At 42.1% G+C, this 15143-nt stretch carries 17 protein-coding genes and 1 pseudogene; 8 read left to right on the forward strand and 10 right to left on the reverse strand.

The genetic code is table 11. The features are described from left to right. Nucleotides 1-22: 22 nt before the first annotated feature. A complete protein-coding gene (tnpA, locus tag H6G77_RS15465) occupies nucleotides 23-418 on the reverse strand; it encodes an IS200/IS605 family transposase (RefSeq protein WP_190872007.1) in 396 nt (131 codons plus the stop codon). Between the two features lie 29 nt (nucleotides 419-447). On the opposite strand from tnpA, the gene H6G77_RS15470 reads away from it, so the two are divergent. Continuing rightward, complete coding sequence (locus tag H6G77_RS15470) at nucleotides 448-1662, forward strand: RNA-guided endonuclease TnpB family protein (protein ID WP_190872008.1); 1215 nt, start codon at nucleotides 448-450, stop codon at nucleotides 1660-1662. A gap of 264 nt (nucleotides 1663-1926) precedes the next feature. Here H6G77_RS15470 and sat read toward each other — a convergent pair whose 3' ends face one another. Then, nucleotides 1927-3117 (reverse strand): sulfate adenylyltransferase, encoded by a 1191-nt coding sequence (sat, locus tag H6G77_RS15475; RefSeq protein ID WP_190589217.1) that lies wholly within the window; start codon nucleotides 3115-3117, stop codon nucleotides 1927-1929. A 140-nt stretch (nucleotides 3118-3257) separates the two neighbouring features. Between sat and H6G77_RS15480 the strand changes: the two genes are divergently transcribed. Then, the gene (locus H6G77_RS15480; protein WP_190872009.1) at nucleotides 3258-3722 is read left to right on the forward strand and encodes a hypothetical protein; all 465 of its coding nucleotides are present in this window, start codon (nucleotides 3258-3260) and stop codon (nucleotides 3720-3722) included. A gap of 57 nt (nucleotides 3723-3779) precedes the next feature. On the opposite strand, the gene mnmA is transcribed toward H6G77_RS15480, so the two are convergent. Next, complete coding sequence (mnmA, locus tag H6G77_RS15485; RefSeq protein WP_190872010.1) at nucleotides 3780-4835, reverse strand: tRNA 2-thiouridine(34) synthase MnmA; 1056 nt, start codon at nucleotides 4833-4835, stop codon at nucleotides 3780-3782. A gap of 299 nt (nucleotides 4836-5134) precedes the next feature. On the opposite strand from mnmA, the pseudogene H6G77_RS35710 reads away from it, so the two are divergent. From H6G77_RS35710 to dnaB, 4 genes and pseudogenes are all read left to right on the forward strand, one after another. After that, nucleotides 5135-5302 (forward strand): annotated as a pseudogene (locus tag H6G77_RS35710) (IS701 family transposase); the annotation flags it as partial. A gap of 20 nt (nucleotides 5303-5322) precedes the next feature. Beyond that, a complete protein-coding gene (locus H6G77_RS15495) occupies nucleotides 5323-5865 on the forward strand; it encodes an REP-associated tyrosine transposase (RefSeq protein ID WP_190872012.1) in 543 nt (180 codons plus the stop codon). A 187-nt stretch (nucleotides 5866-6052) separates the two neighbouring features. After that, complete coding sequence (locus H6G77_RS36480; RefSeq protein WP_190872013.1) at nucleotides 6053-6532, forward strand: Ig-like domain-containing protein; 480 nt, start codon at nucleotides 6053-6055, stop codon at nucleotides 6530-6532. A gap of 119 nt (nucleotides 6533-6651) precedes the next feature. Beyond that, nucleotides 6652-8028 (forward strand): replicative DNA helicase, encoded by a 1377-nt coding sequence (dnaB, locus tag H6G77_RS15505; RefSeq protein ID WP_190672949.1) that lies wholly within the window; start codon nucleotides 6652-6654, stop codon nucleotides 8026-8028. A gap of 54 nt (nucleotides 8029-8082) precedes the next feature. Here dnaB and H6G77_RS15510 read toward each other — a convergent pair whose 3' ends face one another. Both H6G77_RS15510 and H6G77_RS15515 read right to left on the reverse strand, forming a co-directional pair. Beyond that, entirely contained in the window at nucleotides 8083-8604 is a 522-nt protein-coding gene (locus H6G77_RS15510) for an FKBP-type peptidyl-prolyl cis-trans isomerase (protein WP_190589225.1), read from the reverse strand. A gap of 80 nt (nucleotides 8605-8684) precedes the next feature. After that, nucleotides 8685-9008 carry a phasin family protein gene (locus tag H6G77_RS15515; RefSeq protein ID WP_190589226.1) on the reverse strand — a complete coding sequence of 108 codons (324 nt, stop codon included), beginning with the start codon at nucleotides 9006-9008 and terminating at the stop codon, nucleotides 8685-8687. Between the two features lie 135 nt (nucleotides 9009-9143). Between H6G77_RS15515 and H6G77_RS15520 the strand changes: the two genes are divergently transcribed. Then, the gene (locus H6G77_RS15520; protein ID WP_190589340.1) at nucleotides 9144-9452 is read left to right on the forward strand and encodes a TIGR03792 family protein; all 309 of its coding nucleotides are present in this window, start codon (nucleotides 9144-9146) and stop codon (nucleotides 9450-9452) included. Nucleotides 9453-9598: 146 nt separating this feature from the next. On the opposite strand, the gene H6G77_RS15525 is transcribed toward H6G77_RS15520, so the two are convergent. After that, nucleotides 9599-10507 carry a DUF4351 domain-containing protein gene (locus tag H6G77_RS15525; protein ID WP_190872014.1) on the reverse strand — a complete coding sequence of 303 codons (909 nt, stop codon included), beginning with the start codon at nucleotides 10505-10507 and terminating at the stop codon, nucleotides 9599-9601. A 107-nt stretch (nucleotides 10508-10614) separates the two neighbouring features. Continuing rightward, nucleotides 10615-11829 carry a DUF6745 domain-containing protein gene (locus tag H6G77_RS35720; RefSeq protein WP_242049224.1) on the reverse strand — a complete coding sequence of 405 codons (1215 nt, stop codon included), beginning with the start codon at nucleotides 11827-11829 and terminating at the stop codon, nucleotides 10615-10617. On the opposite strand from H6G77_RS35720, the gene H6G77_RS15535 reads away from it, so the two are divergent. Continuing rightward, the gene (locus H6G77_RS15535; protein WP_190872015.1) at nucleotides 11817-12005 is read left to right on the forward strand and encodes a hypothetical protein; all 189 of its coding nucleotides are present in this window, start codon (nucleotides 11817-11819) and stop codon (nucleotides 12003-12005) included. The two genes, H6G77_RS35720 and H6G77_RS15535, sit on opposite strands and share 13 nt — an antisense overlap. 113 nt (nucleotides 12006-12118) lie before the next feature. Here the strand turns inward: H6G77_RS15535 and H6G77_RS15540 are convergent, their stop codons facing one another. The 3 genes from H6G77_RS15540 to H6G77_RS15550 form a co-directional block, all read right to left on the reverse strand. Beyond that, on the reverse strand, nucleotides 12119-13522 hold the full coding sequence (locus H6G77_RS15540) for an NAD(P)(+) transhydrogenase (Re/Si-specific) subunit beta (RefSeq protein WP_190589240.1): 1404 nt from the start codon (nucleotides 13520-13522) through the stop codon (nucleotides 12119-12121). After that, a complete protein-coding gene (locus tag H6G77_RS15545) occupies nucleotides 13519-13812 on the reverse strand; it encodes an NAD(P) transhydrogenase subunit alpha (protein ID WP_190589243.1) in 294 nt (97 codons plus the stop codon). Before H6G77_RS15545 ends, H6G77_RS15540 begins: the two co-directional genes overlap by 4 nt. Nucleotides 13813-13882: 70 nt before the next feature. Further along, a complete protein-coding gene (locus tag H6G77_RS15550) occupies nucleotides 13883-15058 on the reverse strand; it encodes a Re/Si-specific NAD(P)(+) transhydrogenase subunit alpha (RefSeq protein ID WP_190589246.1) in 1176 nt (391 codons plus the stop codon). Nucleotides 15059-15143: the final 85 nt, after the last annotated feature.

A 15143-nucleotide genomic window follows, 5' to 3' on the forward strand; every position in this document is an offset into this window, starting at 1 on the left:
ATGGGATACAAGCCCCGTCCTTCTAGGACGGCTTTTGATTGTTAATATACTGTTTCAAAACTTCAATCGGAGCTCCTCCCACAGAACAAGCAAAATACGAAGGACTCCAAAGATGTTCTGGGTGGGGTGAATCTGTAAACTGCTTGCGGTACATCCTCGAAGAAACACCCTTGAGATGGTTCACCAGTTGAGATACAGAGTATCTTGGCGGATATTCAACTAGTAAGTGAACATGGTCGCCTTCCCCATTTACTTCAAGGATACTAAAATCCATCTTCTTTGCTACTTCCAAGAATGATTGAATCAATACCTCTAGTCGCTCTTGCTCAAATATCTTTTTACGATACTTAGTAACGAAGACCAAATGAGATTTGAGAGATGTAACACTGTGTTTGCCGTGCCTGTATTCTTGATTCATCTGGGTAGACCAAATGATATAATCTTACGATGAAAGCACGTTATCGTTACCGAATCTATCCGACGGATGCCCAGCAACTACTATTGAGTAAGTTGTTTGGGTGCGTTCGTGTGGTGTGGAACGATGCACTTGCTCACTGCTTGGCTGAATATCAAACAGGTAACAAAAAGCCAAGTGGTACACACTTACAAAAGCTGTTCATCACTCAAGCCAAGAAAACGGTTGAAAGGGAATGGTTGTCTGAGGTATCAAACATCCCCTTACAACAGTCCTTAAACGACTTAGAGCAGGCATATCAAAACTTTTTTAAATCATACAAAAAGGAACGCAAAGGTAAGTCTGTTCGACCTCCCAAGTTTAAAAAGCGTCGGGCGGCTCAGTCTGCTCGTTTTCGTAAGGGTGGATTCAAGGTGTGCCAAACCTCGGTCTACCTGGCCAAAATTGGGCAAGTAGAAATTGTTTGGTCAAGGGCATTACCAGCCGAGCCATCATCCGTAACTGTTCTGAAAGATGCAGCAGGACGATATTTTGTCAGCTTTGTGGTCGAGATTCAGCCGTCACATCTACCAAAAATAGATAATGCTGTTGGTGTAGACTTGGGCATAACCACTTTTGCAACTCTCAGCACTGGAGAGAAAATAGATACACCCAAACCTCTCAAAAAGCGTATTGGGAGACTACGACGACTTAGTAAAAACTTATCTCGAAAAACAAGATATTCAAAACGATACGAAGTAGCTCGTCAGCGCAAAGCTAAACTACAAGCCAAACTTAAGGACACTAGAACAGACTTCCTACACCAACTATCAACTAAGCTAATCCGTGAAAACCAAACGATTATCTTGGAAGATTTGAACGTCTCAGGAATGCTCAAAAACCGTAAACTATCCAGAGCTATTAGCGATTTAGGGTGGAGACAGTTGAGAACATTCTTGGAGGGTAAAGCCGAAAAATACGGGCGTACCTTCACTGTCATTAGCAGGTGGGAACCGACAAGCCAAACCTGCTCATGCTGTGGATTTAGAGGCGGTAAACTCGACCTTTCTATCCGTGAATGGATTTGCTTCAATTGCGAATCTACACACGATAGGGACGTGAACGCCGCAATTAATATTAAAGTTGCCGGCGGACATTCGGAAACTCAAAACGGACGTGGAGGAAAGCGTCAGACTCCCGCAAAGGTAGCAGCATCCTGTGAAGCGTCAACCCGCCAAGAATTCATACAGTTAAGTCTGTTTGATTAGATTGGAATCCTCACGCCTTCAGGCTGAGGAGGATGTCAAAAGTTTAAAACTTATGGCAATTCGATGAGCAGCTATCCCTAATAAATCTTGTAGAGTCTTGCATTAGGCGACTGGAAGTCGCGGCTACACAGGTAAAACCCGCCTATGCGGGTTAAGAACCTTGATTTTCTCTCAGTCCGCGCAGGCGGACTTTGTTTGTATAGCCCCGATTTCTAATCGCTAGGGCTAGATGCAAGATGAGAGTCTCTACGCCTCATCTATTGATTAAGTCAAGGCTGGAACAGGAATGGGAACTCGCATCGCCCGCGCCAATTCGGCTGCAACTTCTGGGCGGGAGAATTCTGGTGGGGGTAATTCACCGCGACGCAGCATTTCTCTGACTTTTGTACCTGAAAGGTGAATACGTTCTTCTGGTTTGCTGGGACTGGTTTTAGTCGTCGCCATTTGCTTGGTACGTGTGCAGTAGAAAGCGTGTTCAAACTTCATCGGTACAATTCCGATTTCACTTGGCTCAAATTCATCAAAGATGTATTGAGCGTCATAAGTGCCATAATAATCGCCAACGCCAGCATGATCCCGCCCGACAATGAAGTGAGTACAGCCGTAGTTTTTGCGAACTAAAGCATGGAAGATAGCCTCACGGGGGCCAGCGTAACGCATTGCGGCTGGGTTAATTGCTAAAACTACGCGATCGTGGGGATAATAATGCTCCAGCAAAATTTCATAGCAGCGCATCCGCACATCAGCAGCAATGTCATCATCTTTAGTTGCGCCTACCAATGGGTGCAAAAATAGAGCGTCTACAGTTTCCAAGGCGCACTTTTGGATATATTCATGAGCGCGGTGGATGGGGTTGCGGGTTTGGAAACCCACAACAGTTTTCCAACCATTTTCCCGAAACATTTGCCGTGAAGCAGAAGGGTCAATTTGATAAGTGGGAAACTGAGGATGGGGATCTCGTTGCAACAGCCAGATATCACCAGCAAGATGTACAGAACCTTGGTTATAAACTACCTGCACACCAGGATGATTTGCGTCATCTGTGCGGTAGACATTGACAGCTTCGCGGATTTTGTCGTAAGTATATTTTTGTGTGAGTTGTAAAACCCCAATAAACCGACCTGCGGGGTTATCTAAGCGAATTAAATCACCTTCTTTTAGGGGAGAAGCAACTTCTTCTGCTACCGAAAGTGTAATTGGAATTGACCATACCAGACCGTTAGCCAGACGCATTTCAGTGACAACGCGATCGTAGTCCGACTGGTTCATAAAACCAGTGAGTGGACTAAAAGCACCGATCGCAATCATTTCTAAATCAGAAACCGCACGCTCGTCTAGTTGCACACGAGGCAAAAATTCCGCCTGAGACAGAAACTCTTCTCTTTGTTCCGGTGTGGCGATGCGATTAACTAACTCTCCACCGTGCGGCGCAATAGCATCTTGATGGTGACTCAACGTAATCCCCTCTTAGCGATAACTGTAATTGTTGCAAACTATGTATTAACTAACTTATCAAATGCTGGTACAGAGAGTAAAAATACTTCTGTAAAATTAGTCAAAAGAAGATTGAAAAAAGTAGTTATTGCCCATCAAGTATGTTTGACCCTCTCAAGTACGCTGATGAACTCATTGATTCAAAACAAGAAAATGAGTTATTGAAGTGGCTGCGACAACTTAATAATGAGGAAAAATTTACCTTTGTTTGGCGTGTATTAAACGCAAATCCTTGGCAGGGATGTAAGTTAGCCAAGCGATCGCAACTCAAACCTATTTTTTTAGAAGTGATTCTCGCAAATGGTTTAGTCTATGGTGACGCAAGCACGGTGGAATGGTATATCAAAGCTGTTCTGCCCAATTTAGGTTACAAGCGAGTACTTGAGATTATCAAAGCTCAGATAGATATTGCGCCATTGTGTGTGTATAAAACTCTCTACTGGCTACCTTGGTTATACCGTAATCAATCAACGCAACTAAAAAATGAGATATGCACACTTATTGAAGAATTCAATCAAAAGTATCCCAATTATGAACCACGTAGAAGCACGGGTACTCATGCTTAACAGCTAAATACCGACGATGAGTAGAGACATTGAATTTTAACGTCTCTACACAAGCATTTAACTAAACTGCTCAATAATTCCGCCGCCTAACACTTTTACCCCGTCATACCAAACTGCTGCTTGTCCTGGGGTAATGCTGAACTGGGGTTCATCAAATACCAAGCGGACACGGGAATTTTCCAGAGGAATTACCGTCACTGGTACAGGCTGAGAACGATAGCGGACTTGAACTTCAGCTTGAATTGGTGTGGAGGGTTCAGCGATGGAAACCCAATTTACTCGCCCGACTGTACATTCTGGCTGAGTTACTTTGGTGCGATCGCCTACCACAACCCGATTATTCACAGCATCTAATTCCACCACATATAATGGTTCAGCCGCCGCAATGCCCAAACCTTTGCGTTGACCAATGGTGTAATGATGGACACCATCATGTTGTCCCAAAACTTTGCCTGTGGTATCCACAATATCGCCTTTTTTGGGCGCAAGATATTTATCTAAAAACGCCCGCATGGAACCGTTACTTTCCACTAAGCACAAGTCTTGACTTTCTGGTTTGTCGGCAGTCTTCAAATTATATTCCGCAGCAATCCGGCGCGTATCTGTTTTTTCTAGTTCACCTAGAGGAAATACGGAAGCTGCGAGTAAATCTTGAGACAAATCATACAAAAAGTAAGACTGGTCTTTGTTACGGTCAACTGCTCTTAGTAACTGATAACGCCCACTTGCATCATCATAATTAATCTGGGCATAATGACCAGTGGCAATGCGATCGCATCCCAATTGTTCACGAGCATATTCCACCATCGGGCCAAACTTCACCGTTTTATTGCACTGGGAACAAGGTAACGGCGTAATTCCCGCACTATAACCAGACACTAAATAATCAACAATATTGCTCTGAAAGACATCCCGAATATCCACAACTTGATGGGGAATACCTAGTTGTTCGCAAATATCAGCCGCGTCGATCATTCCTTCAGAGCAACATTGCCCTTTGCCTTTCATTAGCCAAAGGGTCAAACCAATTACTTCATAGCCCTGATTATGTAAGATAGCAGCAGCAACAGAACTGTCAACGCCACCGGAAAGACCAACGACAACTTTTTTCATATCTTTAATGTTTTTAGACTAGCAGCTGCTGACGACAGAAATTAGAACTGTTTCCATTAATTCTGATGGGCTGTAAGATATCCGACTAGCGGATCTAAATACCCTGACTGAGCGATCGGCTTTTTTAAAGACAGCTGCGCGACTGCTCAATTGTAGCATACATATCTCAAACCCTTGCTAGTCAAGCACTTGGGTGACTAATAAATATTGCTAGTCATAAATTGTGGCTATACATCAATACATTTCAGTTAAGGCTAAAAACTTATACTGGTGTAGCGACTGTCTTGAATGTCAAAATATTTGCGGAGCATCCCTTGTGGGATGAAAATTATGGTTGGAAGAATATTTTAAAAAATTTACGTCTGATTGTTCAACCTTTAATCTTTTTCAATTTGATTAAACCTTGGCTCAAGGTATTTCCTATTCCTCAACTTTCTACAGGATTTTCTTACTTGATGAGCATCATGAATACCTTGTAAATTATGTCATGGAATACCGCAGAGCAAAAGTAGAAGGAGGTACTTTTTTCTTCACTGTGGTTACTCACAAGCGCCAGGAATTTCTCTGCGAACCAGAGAATATTATTTTATTGCGACAAGCATTCAAAAAAGTGATTGCACAACATCCATTGATTGTAGATGCGATCGCTATTTTACCAAACCATATCCATTGTCTTTGGAGTTTACCACCAGGAGATAGTGATTTTTCCAATCGTTGGCGATTAATTAAAAACTATTTTAGTCATCGTTGCGATGTTAAATATCATGGAAAAATATCAGCATCGCGTCAAAATAAAGGCGAATTAGCAGTTTGGCAACGCCGATTTTGGGAACATCAAATTAAAGATGAAGCTGATTTTATTCGCCATTGTGATTACATCCATTACAACCCCGTTAAACATGGCTATGTCAAAGCACCTAAAGATTGGCAATATTCCAGTTTTATGTTGTATGTACAGCGAGGAATATATCATATTGATTGGGGTGCAGAAGAAGATATAGAATTTCCCCAAGACATAGGAAATGAATAATATTCGTAGGTTGGGTGAAGGCGCACAAGAGATATTGAAAAGAACACGGTAAATCTATATTGCGCCGTAACCCAACACCAAATTATAATATTTTGAGAAAATATTGTGACAGGTAAAATAATTGCAGCGTGAATTTTACCGTTTGAATTGAGATATTTTGGTAGTTGAAAGTTTTGTAGTTTTTTTCGTGGCATTTGTTGGGTTCCACTTCGTTCCACCCAACCTACAAGATCAGGCGATCGTACTCACTCAAACAGACTCCTTACTCAACATCCAAAACGACGGCAAATACTACAGCAGCAACAAAGTCACTTTAGTCAACACCACCCCCAACAGTAACCTTATCCTTAACCAACCCCTCACCTTTAAAGTAGACCTCACAGGCATTCAAGCAGGAACCGCCGCTACCCTCTACTTCGACCTCCTCGGTTTCGGTGCCAGAGATGCCAAAGTCGTCCTCGACAACGTAATGTTGCTGAACAACGACTTCATAGCACCAGTCGCCAACAACGACACCGCCACCACCAACCAAACCCAACCAGTTACAATCAACATCCTCAGCAATGATACCGACGCAGACAGCAGCATCAACCCCACAACCCTGACCGTTACAACCAATCCCAGCAACGGGGCGATCGCCATCAACCCAGATGGTACAGTTATATAACTCCAAACCTCACCTTTGTCAGCACAGACACCTTCAGAAACAGAATACAAAGGCAATTCGCTATGTTTTAGCTAAGGTTAACGTAAGTGATATCCTAAATTACTCATCCAAAATCGTATATGGCGGAAGAATTAAGTTTTCAAGGCGATGGTAGCGATGCCTACGGCAACCTCTCCGGGCAACGCCTACCACCCCAAAATATTGAAGCAGAAGAAGCGATTTTGGGGGGAATTTTACTAGATCCAGAAGCGATTGGTCGAGTTAGCGATCGCTTAGTTCCTGAAGCATTTTACATTAGCGCCCATAAAGATATTTATCAAGCCGCCCTGCGTCTCCACGCCCAAAGTAAACCCACAGATTTACTATCTATTACCAGTTGGTTAACTGATAATGATTTACTAGCGAAGATTGGTGGGAGAAATAAACTAGCCACCCTAGTAGACAGGACAGTTTCTGCTGTTAACATCGACGCTTTAGCAGGCTTAGTCATGGAAAAATACCTGCGGCGACAGTTAATTAAAGCTGGTAACGAAATTGTCCATCTTGGTTACGAGACAGAAACCGAATTACCCATAGTTTTAGACAAAGCAGAACAAAAAGTTTTTGGGGTCACCCAAGAACGACCGCAATCAGGTTTAGTGCATATTTCTGATACTTTAGTCAATACTTTTCAAGATATTGAAACACGCCATCAAGGTGTCGCTTTACCAGGGATTCCTTGTGGCTTTTATGATTTAGATGCTATGACTAGCGGTTTTCAGCGTTCTGATTTGATTATCGTTGCTGGCAGGCCGTCAATGGGAAAAACCGCATTCTGCTTGAATTTAGGTCATAATATCGCTGCTTTATATAAATTACCAGTTGCTGTTTTTAGCTTAGAAATGTCCAAAGAACAGCTAGTACAGCGACTATTAGCCAGTGAAGCGGGAATTGAATCTGGTTATCTGCGGAGTGGACGTATTAGCCAAACCCAGTGGGAACCGTTAAGTCGGGCAATTGGTATGCTTTCCGAGATTCCACTTTACATTGATGATACGCCGAATATAACAGTCAACGAGATGCGATCGCAAGCCAGAAGATTGCAAGCCGAACAAGGCGCAGATTTAGGCTTGATTGTCATAGATTACCTGCAATTAATGGAAGGTGCAGGCGATAACCGCGTACAAGAATTATCTCGCATCACACGCAGTCTTAAAGGTTTAGCCCGTGAGTTATCTGTACCTATAATTGCATTATCACAGTTAAGTCGCGGCGTAGAAGCACGTACCAACAAGCGCCCAATGTTATCTGATTTGAGAGAAAGCGGCAGTATTGAACAAGATGCGGATTTGGTTATTATGTTATACCGCGATGAATATTATTCACCAGATACCCCCGATCGCGGCATTGCTGAAGTCATAGTAGCAAAACACCGCAACGGCCCAACAGGTACAGTCAAACTTTTATTCGACCCGCAATATACCAAATTTAAAAACCTAGCCAGACCAAATTATTAACTATGAAGTATGAAGTCTAAAAATTTTCAGACTTCATACTTCATACTTCACACTTTATTTAACACCAAGCAATTCCACATCAAAAATCAGGGTAGCGTTAGGTGGAATTACGCCACCTGCACCACGGGAACCATAACCCAACTCTGAAGGGATAATCAACTCACGCCGACCGCCAACTTTCATTGTGCTGAGTCCTTCGTCCCAACCTTTGATTACCTGTCCAATGCCGATTTTAAACTGGAAAGGTTGACCGCGATCGCGGGAACTATCAAACTGAGTTCCATCTTCTAAAGTGCCAGTGTAGTGAACTACAACTATTTGGCCAGGTTCAGGAGTCGCCCCAGTTCCCTCTGTGATTTCAACGTATTTTAGTCCAGAAGGAGTTGTGACAACATTTTTATCAGACATAGTGTTATTCGCTATCAGAGTATCGTTTTTTGTAATGGTAGTGGGGGATGATTGCGCTTGGGTCAAATTAGCCGCAACAGCAGTCTCAGGTTTACCGCCTAATTGTGCTAACACTAAAACCACCACACAAGCCAGCATGACACCCACGCTGAGTAAAATTGCTTTCAAAATTAGTCCTCCATACTGAGGTCGTTTGGTAAAAGCAATACCAACAGGACACATTTTAGTTTAAATCAGAAAGCACATTATTAACGCCAAAGCTTATTTTCTAAATCCCTTACTTGACGTTCTAAACGGTCAATTCTCCCCCGGAGTTCATCTACCTCAGACTGACGCGCCACTCCTAAATCTTGCAACATATTCCGCATTTGTCGTTGCATTTGAGCATCCCAATTACCTTGCTCTGACTTTAGCTGCTGTACAATATCGTCCATTACCGCCTTAGCTTGCTCAGGATTCAGCTTACCGTCTTTGACTAATTCATCACTCACCTCACGCAGCTTTTCTGCTACCAAAGACGTTGTACCAATTCCCACCATCATTAGCTGTTGCAACCAGTTGTTGCTATCCATACGTCCTTCCTGTTATTTATTTCAAACCAGCCTCCTTGCTCTTGAGTGTATGCAATCAAGCTATGCTGGAAGCGGAGTTAATTCTAGCCTACATCTCTATTTTGGCAAATTCGCAAACATCAGGAATCAATGAGTGTGGTTATAGAACTGCTAAAATTTCAAGTTGACCCAAATCTGCGGGAAACTTTTATCCAAAAGGATGCAGAAATTTGGACAACAGCATTAGCAAAGTATCCAGGCTTCCTCAGCAAAGAAGTCTGGATTAACCCAAACAAGCCCTCAGAAGTAACTTTTATGATTCGTTGGGCAACAAGAGAACAATGGCAAGCTATTTCTGAAGCAGACTTAGCCGCGATTGATAGTCAATTCGCACAAGTAATGGGAGATAATTTTCAGATGATTGAGTCAGCAGAATATCAAGTCAGAAAATTTCCTCATAAGTGAGATTTTATCTGTAGATCACAAAATACTCATAGTTTGTAGGAGTCATTTTTAAATGGCTAAAGTGTAGTCCGATACGTACTGCGCTTAGTTGCCTACAATTCCCACTAATAATTAGGCTTATTTCGGAAAATAGATTTTGGTGTATTTTATTGCTGTTGTAACCAAGCTACTAAATCAGCTTCATTAGAGAAATCTAGTAAAGCTTCTGCTAAATCTTCTAACTGAGTTAAAGATAATCCCCGCAGTTGCTCTTGTAATTTAGGAGTAATTGTACCGATGCGTCTTGTTAATTGACGCTGAATTACTTTCAATTCTCCTTGTTGCAGCCCTTGTTGTATCCCTTCCTCCATCCAACTGGTGACGATTTGCATAACTACCTCTTGTTGAGTTGGTTCAAATTGGGCAATTTCCGCCTGGAATATTTGATTTTCTTGGGCATTTAGCCGTAGATAACTGTCAATAAACCCTGAAATTAACTGCATCCGTGCTGGATCTAACTGCAATGTAGCTAATAGGCGCAGACACTCCGATTTTACTCTAGGACGGTCTTGTGGCGCTATGTTCATCTTCGCCATCAGCGCACTAGCCACAGGATTTTGCTGTTGTAGATACTCTCGCCAATTCAAGCGATTTAACTGAATCACATCATAGTTGAATTGCAAGACGACTTTATTGGGAAATGCAACTTGATGAAAATCTTGTTCGACTTTTTTGGGGCGATCGTAAGAAAATAAGGCAATGGGATAAACTGGCAAGCCGTATTTCTCATACAATCTGGCAAAGTAGCGATACATCCGCAAATCAAATGCTTCTTGATAATAAGCTTGATGTTCCAGATGTATTAAGAAACAGGATTCTTGTCCTCTAAATTTTGCTTTTACTACTATGTCAGTTTCATATTTTTCACCAGCCGTAACATCAGTAAATATTTCTTTATCAAGGAAGGTGATGCTGTCTCTTTCCAGATAAGCAGTGATTTCTGGGAAGAATAACTCGATGAATTCCCAGAAGAAGGTGGTGAGTAGTTCTTTGAACAGGCGATCGTGGTCTATCATGATTAGATTTATATCATGTTACTGATGAGCGATCGCTCAATATTTGTGAAAATAGGAATGCGATCGCTTGTTATCTTTTGGTGGATCATCTCATAAAGATTACTATTTCACGTTTGCATACCAAATTCTTCTGGGTCGATATCCCAATTCACCCAGCGAATTGCCTCTCTTGCTGATTTCATGTAAGGTGGGACTCGCAACACATAAATAAACCCAGTACTAGGACAAGTCATTTTTAACAGATAAATTTCTTCAATATCCACAAAAGCATCTATTTTTAATAGCACATATTCATGCCAACAATCTAATTCAGTAGCTTGTAATTCTTGACAGATTTTACTATATCCAATTCCTTGAATTAATGCTCGCCTTAGTTCAGTATTTTTTTCTTCTAATAGCCATTTTGCTTGCCATTGATGAGGATGTAATTTTCCGTATCTTTCTGGTAGCGTAACACCATGATAAGAATAAAAACTATAGCCATCAGCAAATCTAATTGCAGTTTCACCTTCAGCATGAAGACGGTTTTGAGAATCTAAATTTAAAGCTATAGGGCGATTAACTACGAGTAAAATTTGATTGTAAGCAGGAATAATACAGCCAACTTCTTCAATCATAGACTGCATAATTGGCCATTTATTAAAATCATACTTCCAGTTAAACACTGAGATACAATAGTCTAATCTAGCTACATTTTGTACAAATATTCTCCATTGATACCAACCATAACCAATAGGACATAATATTCTAAAGTAATGTAAATTCACCTTAAGTTTTGTGCTGTGTATTCTAGATAATTGTCTTTCTGTTTGTTCTAAAATAGGATCATAGAATTCTCTGCTTAATTTACGTTCCAAAGATTTGCTTAGATAGCAATTTGTATTATTTAGCAGATATACCCTGAGTCTAGCCAGTATATCTGTATCAATATTTAAGATTATTATTCGAGATAGTTTATAGTATGTTATTGCAGATAAAGTGCAACCTAAAACAAATATTAATCCACTAACGTAATCAGATTCAATTTGTAGTGAATAAAAACATACTACTAATGGAAGGATAATAATAAATAAAGGAAAAGATAAATAGGTTACTTGTTTTTGCAAAGTGTATAAATTCTTTATATCTTCAAAAGCATTTAAGGGGCTACTGACAAACTTGATTTTAGGATTATTGATAATTCCACTATCAGCAAAAGCCTGCTTGATTATTTCGGTAGCTTTTTTAGTCTCAATTTGTTTATTTGACAATGCTATTTTTCGCCACTTATCACGATAAACGGGAATTAAGGCTTCTTGTTCTGGAGTCAGTGTTTCAATCATTATATGATTCTAAGTTTTACACACAAAAATTGTTAGCTGCGATCGCTCTACCAATATTATGGAAATATTCATTTGATAAAGCTCTAGGAAATTTAGCCATCACAAATACAGTTTGGCTATTTATACTTAAAAATTTTAATCCTTTGCGTCTTTGCGCCTTTGCGCGAAAAAAATAAAAAAACTTGCCTCAGAAGCATCACACCTCCAAGGCAAGTTAATTTTCTAATTCTTGACTCTGCGCCCTCCGCGTCTTGGCGGTAGCCTACGGCAAGCCGCTTGCGCGTCTACGTTAAAGTTGCTTCACTTCCGAAACCAACTTCGCCACCATATCTTTCGCGCTACCAAAAAGCATTGTGGTTTTATCTTTGTAGAACAATTCATTATCTACACCAGCAAAACCAGCACTCATCCCGCGCTTAATTACGATTGTTTGCTTTGCCCGATCTACTTCCAAAATTGGCATTCCGTAAATTGGGCTATTGGTATCGCTACGCGCCGCCGGATTTACCACATCATTCGCGCCAATGACTAAAGCTACATCAGCTTGTTCAAATTGGGGATTGATATCATCCATATCGTACAACTGGGTGTAAGGCACATTCGCCTCTGCCAATAATACGTTCATGTGTCCGGGCATTCTCCCCGCTACAGGGTGAATGGCATACTTCACATCTACACCCATACGTTCTAGTTGATCTGCCAACTCTCGCACGCTGTGTTGCGCTTGGGCAACTGCCATACCGTAACCAGGAACAATGACGACGTTCCGGGCATAACCCAACATCATCGCACCTTCTTCGGGATCAATACTGCGGACGGTTTGATCTGCTGCACCAGCCGCCGCCGCACCAGCAGCACCGCCACCTGAACCAAAAGCACTGAACAGCACGCTGAACAGAGAACGGTTCATGGCTTTACACATGATTTCCGTCAGGATGAGGCCAGAAGCTCCCACCAATGCGCCGGCGATGATTAACATATTGTTCATCACCACAAACCCCGCCGCCGATGCAGCGACACCCGATAAGGAGTTTAACAGCGAAATTACCACAGGCATATCGCCGCCACCAATGGGGATGACGAACATTACACCCAATACCAAAGAAACCCCAACTACTGCCAAAAATATGGGTAGGCTATCTGGTGTGACAATTAAGTAAGCACTACCAGCTAGATAAGCACCTAACAGCAACAAGTTAAATGGTTGTTGGAAGGGAAATGTAATGGGGGAACCGCTAATTAAACCTTGTAATTTGGCGAAGGCGAGAAAACTGCCCGTGAAGGTAACACCACCAATTAACACATCCAACAACATGGAAATGTTGACATCTAAAGGGATGGGTTGGGAGTGTTCTAGTAAACGCCAAAATTCTGCCACAGCGACTAGGGCGGAAGCTGCACCACCTAAGCCATTGAGTAAACCCACCATTTGGGGCATTTCAGTCATTTGGACTTTGTAGGCTGCGATCGCACCAATGCCTGAACCTATCGCCAAGCCTAACAAAATCATTTCATAATTCAACACATGCTGATCTAGCATGGTCGCCACAATTGCCAGCAGCATTCCCACCGCCGCAATCACATTTCCATTCCTGGCTGTGGCAGGCGATCCCAGTTTTTTCAAACCAAAGATGAATAAGGATGCAGCGACTAAATACGTCAGCTGAATTCCAGTCGGTAAAAAGTCACTCACGCCTTAATCTCCTTTTTCTTGAACATTTGTAGCATTCTGTCGGTGACGAGAAAACCACCCACAACGTTGACTGTGGCGAGTACCACAGCAATCAAACCCAAAATTACCGAAACACTTGTTTCCTTAGCACCAGACGCTACTATCGCCCCCAGTACCGCAATGCCAGAAATCGCATTGGAACCAGACATTAAGGGCGTGTGTAGAGTTGGTGGGACTTTGTTAATCACTTCAAAGCCAATAAATGATGCCAACACAAAGACAAATAATGCCGCAAGTAACGCATCTGTCATGTTTAAATCTCCTTATATGAGGGGTTAGGGGCTAGAGGTTAGGAACTTCCCATTCCCTACTCCCCATTCCCTAATTAACAGCAGGTTGTTGAGTATTGATAGTTTGCAGCCCATCCTTGACACGTTGATTGCGGATTTCGCCTGCGTGGGTAATGCAAGCCGCATCAATGATGTCGTCGGCAAAGTTAATCTGCAAAGCTTTTTCTTTGTTGATTAATAGTTGCAATAAAGATGTGAGATTCTTGGAATACAGTTGGCTGGCGTGAACTGGCATAGATGAGGGGAGATTAATCGGCCCAATAATGGTTACGCCATTCCAGACAATATCTTTACCGGGATCAGTGCAGGCGCAGTTACCACCTTGTTCTGCGGCTAAATCGACAATGACTGAACCTGGTTTCATCTGTGCCACCATTTCTTCTGTGACAAGCAGTGGCGCTTTTCTCCCAGGGACTTGGGCGGTAGTAATCACGACATCAGAGTTTTTGATATGTTCTGCTAAAACTTCTTGAGTTCGTTGTTTGCTGGCTTCGGAAATTTCTTTGGCGTAACCACCTGCGGCGGTGGTTTCTTCGTCGAGTTTGACTTCCACAAATTTTGCGCCTAAGCTTTGGACTTCTTCTTTGACGGCGGGACGAATATCAAAGGCTTCCACAACAGCACCCAAACGTCTGGCGGTGGCGATCGCTTGTAATCCCGCGACACCTGCACCCATAATCAATACTTTAGCTGGGGCAATTGTCCCTGCTGCTGTTGTCAGCATCGGGAAATATTTAGGTAAGGCGGCAGCAGCGATTAATACAGATTTGTAACCGGCGAGTGAAGCTTGGGAAGACAAAGCATCCATACTTTGCGCCCTGGTAGTTCTGGGGATCAATTCCATACTCAAGGCTGTAACTTTGCGATTAGCTAACTGTTGGGCAACTACTGGATTTCCTAAAGGATTGAGAAAGCTAATTAAAACCGATCCTTCCCGCAGTAAATCAATTTCTGATCGTCCATCTTCTCGCTCTTGGGGTGGACTAACTTTTAATAAAATATCTGCTTGGTTCCATAATTGATCAGTATCACTAATAATTTCTGCACCTGCGGCTTGATATGCAGCATCACTAAAAAATGAACGCTCTCCTGCACCTTTTTCTACCCATACTTCTAAACCTTGTTTGACAAGTCGCGCCACAGTTTCAGGATTTAAAGCCACACGACGTTCGCAAACTTCTATTTCTTTAGCAACTGCTATTCTCATGAAATCTCCTAGAGATAAATACTCACATCTCTGCAAAACCTTCAAATATCCCGATTTCGGGACATTGTGTACTCATAGTGAAGCT

This window comes from Aulosira sp. FACHB-615 (assembly GCF_014698045.1).
GTDB lineage: Bacteria > Cyanobacteriota > Cyanobacteriia > Cyanobacteriales > Nostocaceae > Nostoc_B.

Bases quoted from the DNA above. Each gene is read 5' to 3' on its own strand.
- H6G77_RS15525 (WP_190872014.1), bottom strand. From the start codon at position 10,507: ATGATAGACCACGATCGCCTGTTCAAAGAACTACTCACCACCTTCTTC.
- H6G77_RS15545 (WP_190589243.1), bottom strand. From the start codon at position 13,812: ATGACAGATGCGTTACTTGCGGCATTATTTGTCTTTGTGTTGGCATCA.
- H6G77_RS15550 (WP_190589246.1), bottom strand. From the start codon at position 15,058: ATGAGAATAGCAGTTGCTAAAGAAATAGAAGTTTGCGAACGTCGTGTG.
- tnpA (WP_190872007.1), bottom strand. From the start codon at position 418: ATGAATCAAGAATACAGGCACGGCAAACACAGTGTTACATCTCTCAAA.
- mnmA (WP_190872010.1), bottom strand. From the start codon at position 4,835: ATGAAAAAAGTTGTCGTTGGTCTTTCCGGTGGCGTTGACAGTTCTGTT.
- H6G77_RS15480 (WP_190872009.1), top strand. From the start codon at position 3,258: ATGTTTGACCCTCTCAAGTACGCTGATGAACTCATTGATTCAAAACAA.
- H6G77_RS35720 (WP_242049224.1), bottom strand. From the start codon at position 11,829: ATGATTGAAACACTGACTCCAGAACAAGAAGCCTTAATTCCCGTTTAT.
- H6G77_RS15495 (WP_190872012.1), top strand. From the start codon at position 5,323: ATGGAATACCGCAGAGCAAAAGTAGAAGGAGGTACTTTTTTCTTCACT.
- dnaB (WP_190672949.1), top strand. From the start codon at position 6,652: ATGGCGGAAGAATTAAGTTTTCAAGGCGATGGTAGCGATGCCTACGGC.
- H6G77_RS15515 (WP_190589226.1), bottom strand. From the start codon at position 9,008: ATGGATAGCAACAACTGGTTGCAACAGCTAATGATGGTGGGAATTGGT.
- H6G77_RS15470 (WP_190872008.1), top strand. From the start codon at position 448: ATGAAAGCACGTTATCGTTACCGAATCTATCCGACGGATGCCCAGCAA.